The sequence below is a fragment of the Geomonas sp. Red32 genome (assembly GCF_023652955.1).
Lineage (GTDB): Bacteria > Desulfobacterota > Desulfuromonadia > Geobacterales > Geobacteraceae > Geomonas.
Map to the genome: position 1 here is coordinate 1,496,793 of NZ_JAKLOY010000001.1, position 16,896 is coordinate 1,513,688.

Below are 16,896 nucleotides of genomic sequence, written 5' to 3' on the forward strand. Positions count from 1 at the left end.
CGGCAATCGTCTATCCAAATCGGCGCCGGGTCCGTCACAATAAATCCGGGATTCCTAAACAAAGACAAAAGCTTGCAAGAACATTTCGGCCGGCCGAAATGGGTTCGGCGCACCTTATCGTCCCGCCGGGAGTTAATCTTCGCCCGGCTCGCCGCCGCAGACGTGGGAGAGCATGGCCATCCTGAGCCCCTGGGCCGATCGTCATCCCGGGGCTCGTCTTGAAAACTCTTGGGTTCTCCCGTCAGTTATGTTACGGAAGGGCTAGTGCTTAATGAGGAGAGCGGCGCGGAGCAACGGGAGTCGGATCACCATGGACAGTAAGGTCAGTGCCGGAAGTTGTGTCTTTGCAGGATTCGTCACCTTGATGGTGGCCATGGGGATCGGCCGGTTTCTCTACACCCCGCTCCTCCCGATCATGCTTACCGAGTACGGGATGAGGACCGATCAGGCCGGGCTTCTCGCCTCGCTCAACTACATCGGGTACCTGGCCGGTGCCTTTTCCGCCGGGCCACTCTCTCACCGGTTCCGGGAATACCGGGTGCTGGCGGCCGGCCTTATCCTCTCCTGCCTCACCACGGCCGCTACCGGCCTCACTACCGATTTCGGCTGGGTCTCGGCGGCGAGGCTCGTGGCGGGCGCCGCCAGCGGCCTCGCCTTCGTAGCGGGGTCCGGCATGGTGCTGGTCGTGATGGCGCGCGAAGGGAAGGAGCGCCTGGCCGGGCTCTACTACGGCGGTGTGGGCGCCGGCATCGTGGCGACCGGCCTGGCCGCCTCGCCGGCCGCACGCGTGATGGGCGCCGCCGGTACCTGGGTGGTATTCGGAGTAGTTGCCGCCTTCCTCTCGGCGATGATCCTCTTCCTGTTGAGACACGAAGGAGGGGAGCGCAAGAGCGCCGCGGTGGCCAAGGAGGCTCTCCCCCGTTCGCCCGCCTTTCTCCGCCTGGTGATCGCCTACGGGCTGGAGGGCTTCGGCTACATTATCACCGGGACTTTCATGGTGGCGGCGGCCAATGCCACCGTCGGCTCCACCGGGGCGCAACTGGCCTGGGTGGTGGCAGGGTGCGCCGCGCTTCCCTCCGCCTTCCTCTGGTCGCTGGCGGCCCACCGGTGGGGGCGGCTGAAGCCACTGGTGGCCGCGTTCTTCCTCCAGTCCGCCGGGGTGATCCTCCCCGCGCTCTGCCCCGGCGTGGTCTCTCTCTTCGCAGGCGCCATCCTTTTCGGGGCCACCTTCATGGGGATCGTCACCCTCGCCCTTTCGGAAGGCGCCTCCTTCGCCCCCACCGCCCGCTCCCGGGTGGTGGCCCTGATGACCGGGATCTACGGCATCGGACAGATCCTCGGCCCTTCCCTGGCCGGCTACTTCTCCGCCCGCACCGGGTCGTACCTCTGGTCGCTCTCCATCGCCTCGGCCGCGGTGGCCCTGGCCGGAATCCTTATTGTTTACGATGCCTTCAATCCCCGGGATCAACCCGGTAGCTAAAGGAGATGCCATGTTCAAACGGATAGATCATATCGAGATAGTCGCCCGCGATTTCGAGGGCGCCATCGCTTTTTACTCCGAGGTTCTCGGTTTCACCCTGAAGGAGCGGATGCCGGTTCCGGCTCCTCCGCTGAAGGAGATCGCCTACCTCTCCCTGGGAGACACGGTGTTGGAATTGATGCGGGTGGAAGGTGCCACCGATCCCGAGCGGGCTCCCTGGGAAATGGGGTACCGGATGATGGCCATCGAGGTTGAGGATATGGACCGCGCGCTCGCCTTCCTTGCGGGAAAGGGGGTGCCGGTGACCTGGGGACCGGTGACGCTGGGGCCGTCGAAACGGACAGAGATCAAGGACCCTGATGGCAACTCGATTGAGCTGAGACAGTGGTGAGCCGAGCTGTGAGAGTGAGCACCGAGCACAGGTAAAGGGAGCCTGGAGCTAACGGCTTCAGGGCAGGCGAGCCTTCACGAATCCCTCCCCACCAACCCTTTTTTTCTATCTGTAAGCCTTCTGTAAGTTCGCCCCGAATACACTTGCCCCTCAAAATCCCGAACCCCGGTGACAGCCAGCCCGGCTGGCACCGGGGTTCGGGCCAAGGCTAGTTGTCTATGCGGTGTCTCTACAACCAGAGGTGCAATTGAAAAGGGAGGAGCAATGGGAATGGTTTCAAGGATTTGGTCGGTAATTTTTGTCGCGCTGGTAATCGCCGGATGCGGCGGGGGAGGGTCGTCGTCGCCGGCCCCGAACAAGGTAAACCTGAGCGGGCTGGTCTCGATCGGCCCGGTGAACAAAGCGACCGTAAAGGCGTGGGGGCTGGATGCCAACGGCAAGAAGACCGTGGCCTTCGCGGTGGCGACCTCGGCCAGCAACGGGAGCTACACCCTCCCCACCTTCGAGCACAACGGCAGCATCCTGATCGAAACAAAAGGGGGCACCTATAAGGACACCGCCGGGGCTACGGTGGACAATCCGGGGCTGAAGGCCGTCATCCCGAGCGCATCGGGGTCGGTCCGCGTGCCGGTCACTCCCCTCACCCACCTGGCGTTTTCCTGCGCAAGCTCCTCCAGCACCGGGCTCACCGCAGCCAACATCGCCAAGGCCAACGCTACCGTCACCACCGCCTTCGGGATCGACGTCACCAATACCTCGCCGATCGACGCCACCGACCATGACGCGGTCACCGCCGCCACCACCACCACTCAGCAGGTGCAGTACGGCGTCGCCATCGCCGCGGTTTCCAAGGTCGGCATGACGAGCTTCCTTTCCGAGGTTAAACCGGACCTGTTGAAGCCCACGCCGCAGTTAAGCGCCACCACCGAGGAGCACCTGATCACCGCCATCAACGATCTGGTCGACGCGGGGACTCTCGACGGAACGCTTACCGCCATCACGACCGCCACCAGCACGGTGACCACCACCATCACCAATAACGCCAACTCGCCGATCCTCGTGTCGCAGAACGCCAATGCGGTGGCCAACGCCAAGCAGCTGGTGACCGACCTGCGCAATACGGCCCTCTCCTTCTACAATTACACCTCCGGCCACGGCACCGGCGGCATGAACGCGGTGCTGCTCACCCCGTACAACGCGCTCTCGAATGAGGTCCAGACCAAGATCCAGCCGGAGCTGGCCGCAGTGGTCGAATCCATCGGCTGGGTGACCAATTTCTCCAGCATCCCGGCGGGAACCACCGTTACCGGCCCCAACGGAAATACCCTCACCATAACCGACTCGGGAACGACCAGCACCTTTACCGTCAAGGACCCCAACGGCACGACCATCGGCTCCGGGACCTTTGCCGCCGATTCCGCAAACCAGCCCACTACCGCGACCATCAACGGCAACCTGACCACTCCCAGCGGTACTTCCACCGTGACGGCACAGCTCTCGGGGATCACCTGGGATGCCAACCAGAACATCACCGGACTCTCGGTTTACGGCTCGTTCGTCACCAAGGACACTGCGGGGAACACGGTGATGACCGTCAACCTCGGTTCGGCATCGAACCAGTGCTCGGCTCACTTCACCACCAACACGGCCACCAACACCTTCTACATGACGAGCCTCAGCTTCAACGGGTCGGTCACCTCCGCTACCACCCAGATCACCGGTTCCATCAGCATGCCGTCCCTGGTGTTCAACCCCAATTACAACTCCTCGTTCCCGACCAAGGCCACCGTGACCGGGACCATCAAGGCGCTGAACACCAACGGTCTGATCCTGAACGGCACCCTGCAGGGCGACCTGACCAACGCGGCGACCATGGCAAGGTCGGTGACCGCCTCCAGCTTCCCGATCTGGGACGCCTCGTTCACCGGTTCCGTGGTCGCCAACACCGGCCTGAACGTCAGCACCACCCTGACCGCCAGCAGCAACACCTACGACGTGGTCAAGTTCACGGTCCAGTTCCAGAGGGTGCGGCCGGACGGCACCAAGTTCACCCTGAGCGGGACGGGCACCTACGACGGGAGCAGCGACACGGTCACCGCCCAGGTCACCAACCAGGACGGCCTGGCCATCAACCTCAACTTCGCCAAGCAGAACAGCGGCGGCTTCTCGGGGAACATCACGGTCAGCACGACCGACACTACCACGGTGGCCTTGCTTTACATGCAGCAGTCGGTACCGTGCATCAAGTTTGCGGACAACTACTTCGAGTCCGTATTCTAAGGCCGCCAATGTCCAACCGCATCACCAGAAGGGGGGGGCTCAACGCCCCCCCCTTGCATATCGTTTTCCTGGCGCTGGTGCTCTTCTCCCTCGCCGGCTTTGTTTTCCCCGCTTACGGCGCCTCGCCCCTGAGCGGGTTCAACCCCGCGCGGCTTGCCGGGGGGGGGCGGGAGGCCTTTGTGGAGACCAGCGTCTTCGCGGGCGACACCGCCCTGACCCTGGCCGGCATCAACAACGACACCTGGAGCGGGAGCTTCACCCCGCGCGAGCACGGCCACGGCGAGGCCTACTGGAACATTGCCGGCGGAGTGGTCCTCAACGGCTTCAGAGTGGCGGCCGTCAACCGGGGTGAGTGGTTCGTCAAGGCCAACAAGGACACCCAGGAGTTCTTCTACCGGATCAAGAAGCATCTGGATTTGCCGGTGGGGAAAACCTACGACATCAACCTCTCCATCAACGGATTCGCCGCCACCGGCGTGGAACTCTCCTACGGACGCTCTCTCGGCGATTTCCTGCCCGGCGCCAGCGTGGGCGCGACGGTCCGCTACCTCCGCCCGGCCACCATGCAGGAAGGGTCCGTAAAAGGGACGGTCACTCCCAACAGCCGCAATACCTACGACTTCAATCTCAACGTGAATTACGAGTACGACCGGAACATCCTCTACCGGCGCAGGAATACCAGCGTGGGCGACGGCCTGGGGTACAGCGCGGATGTGGGGGTGGCCTACCAGCGGGAATCGTTCCGGTGCGGCGTGTTGGCTCGGGACTTGGCGGGAGAGATCATCTGGTATGCGGTTCCCTACACCGATGCCGTGGCGAGCACCGACCGGTTGACGACCTCCCCGGACGGCTACCAGAATTTCAGCCCGACCATCAGCGGCTACGAAGGGAACAAGAGGTTTCACCAGCGCATCCCCTTGAAGGTCGACTTCGAGGCAGGGTACACCGCCGGAGATCTGGACGGCCTGGTCACCGTCAACCTGGTCGACAACGAGCCGCACTATTGGCTGGAAGGAAGCTACCGCCTGGGAAGCCGGTCAAGCGTTTCCCTGGGGTACAACGTCGAATACTCGGCGGTGAAGGCCGGGTTCGCCTTCCACGACTTTTCGGTTTCGGTCCTCTGCGACGACGTCAGGCTCGCCTCGGCGAAGGCCTTCGGAGGAGAGCTCGCCTACCATTATTCCTGGTGAAGCGGATTTCCCCGCATCAGCAGGAGCCGGACACCGTGTTCCCCTGTTCCTGAAGGCAGTTGGCCAGCCGCTGGCGCAACTCCCCGGCCGGGGTTTCCTCCTTCAGGCCCCTCCGGTACCAGGCGGCGGCATGCTCCCACTCCCCCCGCGAGGCGAAGTGGTCGCCGACCCGGGTCAGCAGCCCCAGGAAATCGCCGGCCAGCCGATCCCTCATCGGGAAGGCCCACGGTTCGTCGTCTCCGGGGAGAAAGCGTCCCTGGTAAAGGGAGGCGCACTTCTCCGCCAGCGACTCAATGCGTGCCGGGCTTTCCTGCCGGTCATCCTCTTTGAGAGCCTCTTCGACCTCGCCCCGCAGGCGCTCGAAGGCCCAGGTGTCGAGCCAGCAGAATCTCGGGTCGAGGGAAAGCTTTCCCGCCTGGAGCTGCAACGCTTTCTCGCACCCCAACTGTTTCCTCAGCCGGTGCAAGGTGGTGTCGAAGGAGCGCTGGGCGAGGTCCCCGTCGGCATCGGGCCAGAGCGCGTCGCAGAGGCTCTCCACCGGCACCCCCTTTCCTCCCAGCGCGATCAGTGCCTTCATGAGCTCCACCGGTTTCTTCACCTTGCCGGCGATGGCGATAGGCGCCCCATCCCCCAAAAGCTCGAAGCCCCCCATGGTCCGGATCTTGAGCGGCCACGGCCAGGCGTCCAGATGCAGGGGCGGCGACTCCGGCACCAGCCCCCATTTGTGGACCAGTCCCCTGACGTATTCCGGCTCGATGCCGTTTTCAAGAGCCTTGACGCATAACCGGAGCAGCGGAGACGGGCAGGTCAGCCAGCTCCCGGCGTACCCTCCCGCCCGGCCGATCGCCATGGTCCGGGCCAGCAGGTCGACCGCCTCATTTTCCCGGCCGGCGTCCAGTTCGAGGAGCACGGCCGACAAGAGGCAGAAGAACTCGAGGAAGCTGTTTTGGAAAGCGCGAGCCTCATCGATTCCCTGGGAGAGGTACTCCCGGGCCCGGTCGATGTTCCCCATTGCTCTCATGTTCTCCGCCATGAAATTCAACGTCACCGCATTCACCGGGCGGAATCCGGATGCCTGGAATTCTCGCAGGGACTGCTCCAGGTGCTGAGAGGCCGCCGCGTGCTCCTTGCTCCGGGTCCTCTGCCACCCGCGCAAAAGGTGGAAGTAGGCCTTGTCGAAAGCGGTCCACCCTCCTCCCAAGCGGCGCTCCAGCATTCCGATCAACTGCTCGGCGGTGGAGAAATCTCCCATGCTGAGGGCGCAGGACGCCCCGTTCCCCAACAACTGGCAGTCCAAGACGTGAAGGCCGATTTCGTCGGCCAGCTTGATCGCGTCAATCGCCACCTGGACCCCCGATGCCCAGTCTCCGGTGAAGAAGGCGTGGAGCGCCAGGCCGTTTCTGATGGTGATGTCGGTCATGGGGGAGAGCTTCCCGGAGCGGGCCATCCGCTGGACCTGTTCCAGCATGAAGGTGGCCCGGACGAAGTTTCCGTTCCAGAGGTCGTGGACCAAAAGCTGGACCGCCGAGGTGAGCCGGAAGTTAATGTCCGCCTCTCCATTGACCACGGGAGCACCCAGCTCGCGCCATCTCGCGATCTCGGGGTGATCCGGCTGCCTGAAGGCGAGGGCGTTGTAGATGCTCATGGCGATTTGATCCTTCAGATGCCGGGAAGGAAAGGTCACGTCGTCTATCCGCATCCCCTCGAGCAGCGCAAGCCACTGGTCCAGATGGGTAAAATCACCGTCGTAGAGGGAGACTTCCGCGCCGCTCGACCAGGAGAGGAAGATCCCGATGCCGTCGTTGGCCTGGCTGTAGAGGTCGAAGGCTTTGCGGAAATACTCCCGGCTCCGGATGGGGGGGTGCAGCAGGAGGCAGACCCCCTTCCAGTAGAGAAGTCCGGGCACCGCGTCCCGAATCTCCGGGGGAATTCGTTCCAGCCACCCATGAACCGTTTCCAGACGCCCCTCGGAGGCGAAAAGCGGCGCCGACTTCATGATCAGTCCGGTTACCCCTTCCCAATCGGCCGCGTCGATAAGCAAAATGGCGGCTTCCTCGACCTGTCCGGCTTCCTCCAGGACGGCGGCAGTTTGGCATCGTAGCTGCCTCACTTCCTCGGCCGAATAGGTCTGCTTGGCCCGCTCCAGGAGGAACTCGCGGAAAAGGGGATGGTACTCGTAGGTGGGATCGACCGGCGAGTGTTTGCCGGTGAAGAAAGAGTTGCGGTACAGGCGGGCCAGAGTCGGCTCCGCACTCGCCAAGCCGGACAACCGCTCGGCCATCTGCGCCGTCACCCCGGGGGCGAAGGCAGTCTTCAATAAAAGGGTCTGCAACTCGGGGTCCCCGGCATCGAAAATCCTGTTGGCGAAGAAACCGAATACGCTTTCAAGGGGGAGTTTTTCCAGGGCCTGGTAATCGAGGCCGGTCCCCTTGAGGCTTTCCAGGACCATGAGCAGCCCGGCTATCCACCCGTCCGTCTTCGAGTACAGACACGCCAGCGTCTCGGGGGGGAGGGGCTGTACACTCTGCCTCCCGGCAAATTCACCGGCTTCGGCGTAGGAGAAACGAAGGTCGTTCCAGCCGAGGTGTGCCGTGGCCTGGGCGAGGGGCGGCGCGGTAAGAACCGGTGGCGGTTCGTTTCTGCTCAAGGCGACCACGGCGATGCCATCCGGAATAAGGGAAAGCCCCTCAAGAAGCAGGACATGGAAGAGCGAGCTAGCCGAAACATCCTGGTAGTTGTCGAGGACGATGACGGAAGGGGTGGGGAGGCAGGAGAATAGATCCTGGAAATAGTGACGGGTGAAGGTGGGGAGGCCGGGAAGGAATTCGGGGGTTAAAAGCGGCAAGGTTACCGGAGAATCGGGAACCGCTTTCTTAAAGGCCTCGCCCATGTGGTAGAAGAACGAGGCGGGGTCGGCGTCGCCTGCATCCATCTGGTACCAGATGGCGGGAATACCGCGGCTTTCCAGGTAGCTTGCGACCAGGGTGGTCTTGCCGGAGCCGCCGGGGCCGGAGATCCAGTAGAGGGGCTTTCCGCCGCGCCGGTCCAAAAGGTTGAAGAGCCTTTCGCGATGCACGATTCCTGGCAGAACGACCGGGGGATTGGTCTTATGAGTCATCATGCTGAGGCCTCCCTTGCAGAGAGAGATGTGAACAGGGAGTAGCCGGCACTGTGCAACACCCGGAAATGGATTTGGAATTCGGCAGATGCACCTTGTGTGTGTCATCTAGGCTATCGGAGACATCCAGTATTTAACTTATACTTGCTTAAGACAAAAAAGCAATATTTTGTCAAGCAAAACCCTAGTCCGGGTGAGGGGCCTGACAGCTATCTAGATACCGTTCGAAGGACAAACTCAGAAAAACAACGGATATGATTGTCTCTTTAGTTGCCGCCGCTGGCCTACTTCAGTAAAAAGGGAAGGAGCATGGCGGCGACACAAGGCGGGTGGTGACGATGACGTGAGGCTGGGGAGGGGAGGGAACCTGCCGGGCCTGAAAGGATTGCCCGGCTTGGCGGTGGGGTGCGCGCGGGTAGGGCGCGCAGGGTCAGTTGGAGAACGGGACGCAGAGGGCGCGCTGGGCCTCGAAGTTGGCCAGGTACTTCTGAACCAGCAGGGAATTTCCCTTGAGGACCAGCAGGTTCTCGGCGTTCTTCTCTTCGGCGGCCCGGGTGAAGTTGAAGCTCCCGGTGATGATGGTGGCGCGGTCGATGATCATGATCTTGCTGTGGGCGATCGCGTGCCGCTCGTCGATCAGCACCTCGATGCCGGAGTTGGCGAGAAAGGTCGCCCCCGAGTAGCGCTGGGTCCTTTGGCTCTTGTCCATGATTGCGACGACCTTCACCCCGCGCTTGTGCGCTTCCAGAAGGGCCTTGGCGATCGGCTTCGAGGTGAAGCTGTAGGCCTGGACCAGGATCTCCTGCCGGGCCTTGCCAATCTCGCGGATCACCGCGTCGGCGGCTCCGCCATGGGGGGAGAAGTATACCTCGACGGTTCCTGTCGAGGGGAAGGGAGCGGCGGTAAGCGGGGCGGAGACGAAAAGGAGCATGAACGCCGCCACCAGGAAGCGCGTGACGATCAAACGAGAAAAGCCCGCGGCAAAGCCGTGGGCTTTTTTGGTATCTGCCGGGAGTGGGATCGGGTCGATCGAGGTTCCGTCAAGCATGTGATAGTTCTTTCTGCCGGGGTAGTTGGGGATCGGCAGCCTTAACCTAGCATCTGCACCCTGCCGCGGTCAAACAGATTACCCTTTGAGCCTTTGGGCGATCCGGGCGACGTGGGCACCCTGGTAGCGGGCGATGGCAAGCTCGTTCTCGGAGGGCTTGCGCGAGCCGTCGGCGCCGGCCAGCGTCGATGCTCCGTACGGGGAGCCGCCGGTAATCTCGGTCATGTTCAACAGCCGCTGCTCGGCGTAGGGAACCCCGACGATGATCATCCCCTGGTGCAGCAGCGTGGAGTGAAAACTGGTGATGGTGGTCTCCTGGCCGCCGTGCTGGGTGCCGGTGCAGGTGAAGACGCTTCCGACCTTGCCGACCAGGGCCCCCTTCACCCACAGCCCGCCGGTCTGGTCGAGGAAGTTCCGCATCTGGGCGGTCATGTTGCCGAAGCGGGTCGGGGTGCCGAAGATGATGGCGTCGGCATTGGCCAGTCCTTCAACGCTCGCCAGCGGTACGTTGGCGAAGGCGGCGCGGGCGGCCTTGGCGCCGGAAGCTTCCAGCACCGCATCGGGCATCAGCTCGGGGACCTGCAAGAGCTTCACGTCGCAGCCGTCGACGCTGCGCGCTCCCTCGGCAACGGCTTCCGCCATGGTGTAGATGTGGCCGTACATGCTGTAGAAAACGATCTGGATGTTGGTCATGGAACGCTCCTCACGTGCGGATTTGGTTGGTAGGAATCCTGCCGTTTTCAAGAATAGCCGGTGACACTCCGGTTAGCACGTTCAAATGTTTCCGCCACCCCTTCCCTCTCTTCACTCATTCAAATCCCGATCGCTCCTTCAAACCTCCCTCACCCCGGCCCCTCTTCCGGAGGCCGGGTGAGGGAGGTTTCCGCCTATCAAAACGCAAAGCACATGCATCCGCTACCGCCTCCGAAGACGCCGAAGCGGCGGGCGTGCCGGTGGAACGGATCGCGGCAGCTTTCCCGCGCCACCGCGCTGGCCCCGGCCGTGGGCGGGGGCGTGGCCAGCCCGGCGCGGTAGGCCCCGCCGTAAACGCCGGTGGGAGCCCAGTCCGGGGAGACCGGCGGCAAGGGCGGTGCCAGGTTGCCGAACTCGCCGCTGGCATGCACCACCTTCCCGTTCATCATGGTCAGTACCGACTCGATTCCCTTGATCTCTTCCTCCGGCACCTGGAAATAATCCGCGGACAACACGGCCAGGTCGGCGAACTCTCCTTCGGCTAGCCGCCCCTTCTTGCCTTCGTCGCCGGAGAACCAGGCGCTCCCCTCGGTGTAGAGTCTGAGCGCCGCGGTGCGGCTCAGCCGGTTCTTCTCGTCGTACAGCGGCAGACCGCCGACCGTCTTGCCGCTTACCATCCAGTACAGGGAGACCCACGGGTTGAAGCTGGCCACTCGGGTCGCGTCGGTGCCGGCGCCGACCGGGATTCCCAGGTTCAGCATCCGGGAGATCGGCGGGGAATGGGCGGCCGCTTCCGCGCCGTAGCGGTCGACGAAGTATTCTCCCTGGAACGCCATCCGGTCCTGCACGGCGATCCCGCCCCCGAGCGCCCTGACCCGTTCGAGGCTTCGTTCGGTGATGGTCTCGGCGTGGTCGAAGAACCAGCGCAGGCCGTCGAAGGGGATATCGCGGTCGACCTGCTCGAAGACGTTGAGGAATCGGACGATCGACTCCTCGTAGGTGGCGTGCAGCCTGAACGGCCACCGTTTTTCCACCAGCAGGGCGACCACTTTCCGCAGTTCCCCCTCCAGGGAAGGCGGGAGGTCGGGGCGCGGCTGGAGGAAGTCCTCGAAATCGGCCGCCGAGAAGACCAGCATTTCACCGGCGCCGTTCAGCCGGTAGGTGTCGCTTCCCTGGCCGGGGGTGACCTGCCCGGTCCAGCCGGCGAAATCCTGCAGCTCGCCGTTGGGGTGCTGGGTGAACAGGTTGTAGGCGATCCGTACCGTCAGCTCGTCGCGGCCGGCCAGCCGCTCGATGACCTCATAGTCGTCGGGATAGTTCTGGAAGCCGCCGCCGGCATCGATGGCGCTGGTGATGCCGAGCCGGTTGAGCTCGCGCATGAAATGCCTGGTGGAGTTCACCTGGTCGTCCAGGCCGAGCTTGGGCCCCTTGGCAAGGCTCGCGTAGAGGATCATGGCGTTCGGCTTGGCGATCAGCAGCCCGGTCGGGTTGCCGTGGCGGTCCCGATCGAGCTGTCCGCCCGGGGGATCGGGCGTCTCCCGCGTGTATCCCAGCGCGCGCAGCCCCGCCCCGTTCACCAGCGCGCGGTCGTAGAGGTGGAGGACGAAGACCGGCGTGTCGGGGGAAACCTCGTTGATCTCCTCCAGGGTCGGCATCCGCCTCTCGGCGAACTGGAACTCGGTCCATCCCCCCACCACCCGCACCCACTGCGGAGCGGGGGTGCGCCGGGCCTGCTCCTTGAGCATCCCGAGCGCGAGCGACAGCGAGGGAACCCCGTCCCAGCGGAGCTCCATGTTGAAGTTGAGCCCTCCCCGGATCAGATGGAGGTGGGAATCGTTGAGTCCGGGGACGACGGTGCGCCCCTTGAGGTCGATGACCCGGGTGGCGGCGCCGCGGAAAGGTTCGATCGCCTCCCTCTCTCCCACGGCCAGCAAGCGTCCGGCCTTGATGGCCGCCGCGCTCGCCTCGGGGGCAAGGGGATCGAGGGTGGCGATGCGCCCGTTGATGAGGACGCAGTCGGCATGCACTGTTTTCATGACGGCCTCCTCACTGCCCCGATCCCGTGCGGCTCGGCGGCGCGCCATGCACCATGGTGTAGGCGTACTCCACCCCCTGCCCGTAGGCCCCGCCGTGCTCTTTGACGGCGGCGATCACGTCGTCGTAGGTCTCCTTGCGCGCCCAGTCGCGCTGGTACTCGAGCATGACCTGGAGGGCGGTCATCGGGATCACCCCGGCCTGTTCCATCCGCCGCATCGCCGCGTTGTGGGCGGTCAGGCTGGTGCCGCCGGAGGCATCCTCGACCGCGTAGACCTCGTATCCCGCCTTGACCGCTTCCAGGGCCGGGAAGGCCAGGCAGACTTCGGTCCAGAGGGCGGCGATCACCAGTTTCTTCCGCCCGGTGGCGGCCACTGCCTCGATGAAATTTTTGTCCTGCCAGGAGTTCATCGAAGTCCTCTCGATGGGAGTCTTGTCCGGGAAGACGTCCAAAAGCTGGGGCCACATGTTGCCGGAGAAGCTTTTGCTTTCGACGGTGGTGAGGATGACGGGAACGCGGAAAATCCTGGCGGCCTTGGCCAGGAGCATGACGTTGTTGAAAAGGGTCTGGCGGTCGATGCTGGCGACGCCGAAAGTCATCTGTGGCTGATGGTCGATGAAGATGACCGTGCTGTTTACCGGGTTCAAAAGTTCTGTCTTCATGATCTGCCTCCTTGGAGCAGTACTCACACTGCCATGTACCAAAGGGTAGACCCATCTGAAGTAAAGGGGCCCATACTCTTTTCGTCTGCCAGATATGCCCTTTTGTTATACTTGTAGAGTCATGGAACTTCGCCACCTCAGATACTTTCTCGCCGCCGCGGAAGAGCTCAATATCAGCAGGGCCTCCCGCCGTCTGCATGTTTCACAGCCCGCGGTGAGCCGGCTGATCCACGACCTGGAGGATGAGCTCGGCAACCCGCTTTTCGTCCGGGAGCGGTTCGGGCTGGCGCTGACCCCGGCGGGGAGCGTCCTCCTCGGCTACGCGCGCCAGATACTCGACCTGACCGGTGAGGCGGTCCGCGTGCTCGGCAACCAGCCTCGCAAGCCGGTAACCATCACGGTCGGCTTCCTGGCGTCCGCACTTGGCTCCTTCCTGGGGGCCGCGCTGAAATCGTTCCGGGAGGCCCACCCCGAGGTGGCGATCAACATCCACGAGCTCACTCCCGCCGGCCAGGTCCGCGCCTTGGCCCGAGGGGAGATCGACGTCGCGCTGATCGGCAACCCCTGCGGGGCGGTGCACGATCAGTTCGAGACCCTGGTGCTCTTCGACCTGAGGCTGGAGGCGGCGGTGCCGGCGGGGCATTCCTTGGCGGGGAGAAAGAGTATCAGCCTGAAGGGGTTGGAAGGGGAGCCGTTCATAGGGTACCGCGAGGAGAGTTTTCCCGGGAGGAACCAGACCATCGTGGCTGCCTGCCGGGTGGCGGGGTTCAAGCCTCAGTTTGCCTTCCAGGCGGACAGCCTGGTGGAGGTGCTGGCCCTGGTCGGGGCGGGAGCGGGGGTATGCCTGATGCCGGGCGACGTGGCGAGCCTTTCCCATCCGGGAGTCGCGCTGGTAGCGATCAAGGACAAACTGGAGCCGATCCACTTCACGGCGGCCTGGAGACGGGACGACGATCGCCCGATCGTCGCGGCGCTCCTGGAACATGCCGTCAAGCAGCGGGCTCCCGGAAACGGGTAGGGGTAGTAGCCTGGCCGGGTCAGATCCGCCTGCTGTCGTAGGCCCAGTGCAAAAGGGCCTGCCGCTGACGGCGGCGGCACCCGAGGTCGCCGGGGAGGCAGTTCTTCTTCAACTGGGCGATGTGGCGCTTAATCGCCTGCCATCTCTTGATCTGACGCGCATCGTCCGCGCACCTTCTCCCCATGTAGTAACGGCAGTACCACTGGAACCACCCCCGCGGGTCCTCGTGGTAGATCCACCCCTTGGCCCGCCAGTAGGAGAGTGGCTTGGAGGCGTTGACGCCGAAGTAGTTGAGCTCGGGAAGGTGCTGCTCGTGGCAGAGCTTCGCCTCCGTGAACCAGTCCGGCGGAAACTCGTCCCGGCAGTCGGTCATGTATTTGCCGCCGAAGATCCCCAGCTTCAGGAGCTCCTTCGGGGTCAGCTCCGGCCGGAAATCGGGGTGGAAATTCTTTCCCTCCGGTTCGGTCCGGTAGTACTGGTAATCCTTCTGCATCAGGTCGTGTACGGCTACCCTGGTTCCTTCCATGATTCGCTCCCGGTGAATGATTCGTATATCTATACCGTGCCCTGCCAAGGTGGCAACCTCCTCCTCTGTTTTTGCCGCGAAGGCGAGAGATTGATGTAGCTCGTCGGCAGAGAGCGGAGGTTTGTCCTGTCAGAGAATTAATTTGCTTGCCCGCTTATCACTCTGTGATTGATTCGATCATTTCTTAATAGAATTTAATCAAATTCACTGTCTGTCCATGGCATCTGCTCACCGCTAAACTGTCGGCGATAATAAGAAAAATGGAGGTACTATGCCAGATCGGGAGATAGATGATATTATTGAACCCGTCAATCCAGGCGCCGATCCGGGCCTGCGTCTCCACGGCGGATAGGAGAGCTGCCCGCAGGGGACGGCACCCCCCCCGGGACGGCCTGCCGGGATGGCCGCGGCAACGACCACGGAGATATTCGCCGAAGGAGGAGTAGCAACCTTGACGAAACCTTTTGACATCCCGGTATTGACCACCCTCTCGCTGCTGTTTGTGGAAGATGACGCCATGGCCCGGGAGACCGCGAGCTTTTCTCTGAAGCTCAACTTCCCCAACCTGCGCATCTACACGGCCGGTAACGGGCAGGAGGGGTTGGAGCAGTACCGGAAATTTCATCCCGACATCGTGCTGACCGATATCAAGATGCCGGTCATGGACGGCATGGAGATGTCCCAGGAAATCCTCGCCATGGAGCCGGGGGCGCACATCATCGTCACCTCGGGGCATTCCGATCTCACCTACCTTTTGCAGGGAATCAAGATGGGGATCCGGCGCTACGTGCTGAAGCCCCTCGACCACGAGCTTCTTTTCGAAGCGGTCTCCGACTGCATGTCCCGCGTGCTGATGCAGAGGCAGATGCAGCAGCAGGAGCAGTACATCGGCCTTCTCTCCCAGGCGGTCGAACAAAGCCCGAGCCTCATCCTGATCGCAAACCCCGAGGGCCGGATCGAGTACGCCAACGGCAAGTTCCTGGAACTGACCGGTTACTCGGAAGAGGAGGTTCTCCGGATGGACCTGCGTGAGTTCCATCTCCAGGACCCCGACGTCCCCTCCTTCGAGGAGGTGTGGGAGCGGGTGAACTCGGGGGTGGACTGGCACGGAGAAGGGGTGAACCGAAAAAAGGACGGCCAGCTCTACCGCGAGGCGGTGGCCATCTCCCCCATCATGGAGGGGGAGGGAAAGATCGCCCATTTCGTCACCGTCCGGGAAGACGTCACCCTGAAAAAGCGGGCCGAGGAGGAGATGATCCTCTCCCAAAAGCTCAAATCCCTCGGTGTGCTGGCCGGTGGGCTCGCCCACGACTTCAACAACATCATGACCGGCGTCCTCGGTAACATCTCGTTCGCCCAGGCTTCGCTCTCCGACCCCGCGCGGGTGTCCACCTGCCTGGCCCAGGCGGAGAAGGCTTCGCTGCGCGCGGTGGAACTGACCCGCCAGCTGCTGACCTTCGCCCGCGGCGGCAAGCCGGTCAAGAAGCAGGTCGCGGTGCGGCACCTGATCGAGGAGTCGGTCGCGCTGGGGCTACGGGGGAGCAAGGTGCAGGGGGTGGTGCGGGTTCCGGCCGTCATCGCCCAGGTGGAGGTCGACAGCGGTCAGATCATCCAGGCCTTCAACAATATCCTGATCAACGCGGTGCAGGCCATGCCCGAGGGCGGAACGGTCACCATCGAGGCGGAGAGCGTCGAGCTCGGGGAGGGAAATTCCCTGGGCCTCTCCGAGGGGAGCTACGTCCGGGTCAGTTTCACCGACCAGGGGTGCGGCGTCCCCGACAAGGTGAAGGGAAAGATCTTCGATCCCTATTTCAGCACGAAGAGCGGCAACTCGGGCCTCGGCCTGACCACCGCCCACTCGATCGTCTCCCGCCACGGCGGCCACATTGGGGTGCAAACTTCCGCGGGCGGCGGAGCCACCTTCGTCTGCCACCTCCCCGCCGTCCAGGCCCTCCCCGGCCAGGTCGAGCCGCCGCCCAAAGCGACCCCGGCCCCCCAGCCGGGAACCGGGCAATCCATCCTCCTCATGGACGACGACCAGGACGTCCGCACCATCGGCTGCACCATGCTGGAAAGCCTGGGGTTCCAGGTGGCGACCTGCAGCTGCGGCGAGGAGGCCATCGATCTCTACATGGAGGCTAACCGGAGCGGGAAGCGGTTTGCCGCGGTCATCATGGACCTGACGGTCCCGGGCGGCATGGGTGGGAAGGAGGCGGCGAAGCGGATTCTCGCCCTCGACCCGGCTGCCTGCCTGGTGGTCTCCAGCGGCTATTCCGACGATCCGGTCATGGCCGATTACCAGCAGTACGGCTTCTGCTCGGTGCTTCCCAAGCCGTACGTGATGAGCAGCCTGGCCGAACTGATGAGCACCCTGCACGGAGGCGTTCCCGGGAGTTGACCGGAGAACGAACTGGCGGTATCTTAATGATTCCGCCAAGGGTGTTTATCTAACGTA

At 63.4% G+C, this 16,896-nt stretch carries 12 protein-coding genes; 6 read left to right on the top strand and 6 right to left on the bottom strand.

What is annotated here, in order from left to right:
* Positions 1-310 precede the first annotated feature (310 nt).
* The 4 genes from L4X63_RS06510 (at position 311) to L4X63_RS06525 (ending at position 5,341) form a co-directional block, all read left to right on the top strand.
* Positions 311-1,480, top strand: coding sequence for a YbfB/YjiJ family MFS transporter (locus tag L4X63_RS06510; RefSeq protein WP_250677767.1), 1,170 nt, complete (start codon positions 311-313; stop codon positions 1,478-1,480).
* A 10-nt stretch (positions 1,481-1,490) separates the two neighbouring features.
* Positions 1,491-1,871, top strand: a complete 381-nt coding sequence (locus L4X63_RS06515) for a VOC family protein (protein WP_250677768.1) — start codon at positions 1,491-1,493, stop codon at positions 1,869-1,871.
* A gap of 270 nt (positions 1,872-2,141) precedes the next feature.
* The gene (locus tag L4X63_RS06520) at positions 2,142-4,151 is read left to right on the top strand and encodes an autotransporter outer membrane beta-barrel domain-containing protein (protein WP_250677769.1); all 2,010 of its coding nucleotides are present in this window, start codon (positions 2,142-2,144) and stop codon (positions 4,149-4,151) included.
* A gap of 8 nt (positions 4,152-4,159) precedes the next feature.
* Positions 4,160-5,341 (top strand): hypothetical protein, encoded by a 1,182-nt coding sequence (locus L4X63_RS06525; RefSeq protein ID WP_250677770.1) that lies wholly within the window; start codon positions 4,160-4,162, stop codon positions 5,339-5,341.
* A gap of 16 nt (positions 5,342-5,357) precedes the next feature.
* Here the strand turns inward: L4X63_RS06525 and L4X63_RS06530 are convergent, their stop codons facing one another.
* The 5 genes from L4X63_RS06530 to L4X63_RS06550 all read right to left on the bottom strand — a co-directional run bounded on the left by L4X63_RS06530 (position 5,358) and on the right by L4X63_RS06550 (position 12,897).
* Positions 5,358-8,462, bottom strand: a complete 3,105-nt coding sequence (locus tag L4X63_RS06530; RefSeq protein WP_250677771.1) for an AfsR/SARP family transcriptional regulator — start codon at positions 8,460-8,462, stop codon at positions 5,358-5,360.
* A gap of 427 nt (positions 8,463-8,889) precedes the next feature.
* Positions 8,890-9,423, bottom strand: coding sequence for a phospholipase D family nuclease (locus L4X63_RS06535; protein WP_250677772.1), 534 nt, complete (start codon positions 9,421-9,423; stop codon positions 8,890-8,892).
* A gap of 162 nt (positions 9,424-9,585) precedes the next feature.
* Positions 9,586-10,200 carry an NAD(P)H:quinone oxidoreductase gene (wrbA, locus tag L4X63_RS06540; protein WP_250677773.1) on the bottom strand — a complete coding sequence of 205 codons (615 nt, stop codon included), beginning with the start codon at positions 10,198-10,200 and terminating at the stop codon, positions 9,586-9,588.
* A 197-nt stretch (positions 10,201-10,397) separates the two neighbouring features.
* Positions 10,398-12,236: an amidohydrolase gene (locus L4X63_RS06545; RefSeq protein ID WP_250677774.1), complete on the bottom strand. Its 1,839-nt coding sequence runs from the start codon at positions 12,234-12,236 to the stop codon at positions 10,398-10,400.
* A gap of 10 nt (positions 12,237-12,246) precedes the next feature.
* Positions 12,247-12,897, bottom strand: a complete 651-nt coding sequence (locus L4X63_RS06550) for a hydrolase (protein WP_250677775.1) — start codon at positions 12,895-12,897, stop codon at positions 12,247-12,249.
* A gap of 121 nt (positions 12,898-13,018) precedes the next feature.
* Here L4X63_RS06550 and L4X63_RS06555 point away from each other — a divergent pair, with 121 nt between their 5' ends.
* Positions 13,019-13,915, top strand: coding sequence for a LysR family transcriptional regulator (locus L4X63_RS06555; RefSeq protein WP_250677776.1), 897 nt, complete (start codon positions 13,019-13,021; stop codon positions 13,913-13,915).
* 19 nt (positions 13,916-13,934) lie between these two features.
* On the opposite strand, the gene L4X63_RS06560 is transcribed toward L4X63_RS06555, so the two are convergent.
* Positions 13,935-14,441 carry a hypothetical protein gene (locus tag L4X63_RS06560; protein WP_250677777.1) on the bottom strand — a complete coding sequence of 169 codons (507 nt, stop codon included), beginning with the start codon at positions 14,439-14,441 and terminating at the stop codon, positions 13,935-13,937.
* A gap of 451 nt (positions 14,442-14,892) precedes the next feature.
* On the opposite strand from L4X63_RS06560, the gene L4X63_RS06565 reads away from it, so the two are divergent.
* A complete protein-coding gene (locus L4X63_RS06565) occupies positions 14,893-16,839 on the top strand; it encodes a response regulator (protein ID WP_250677778.1) in 1,947 nt (648 codons plus the stop codon).
* The last annotated feature ends 57 nt before the right edge of the window (positions 16,840-16,896 follow it).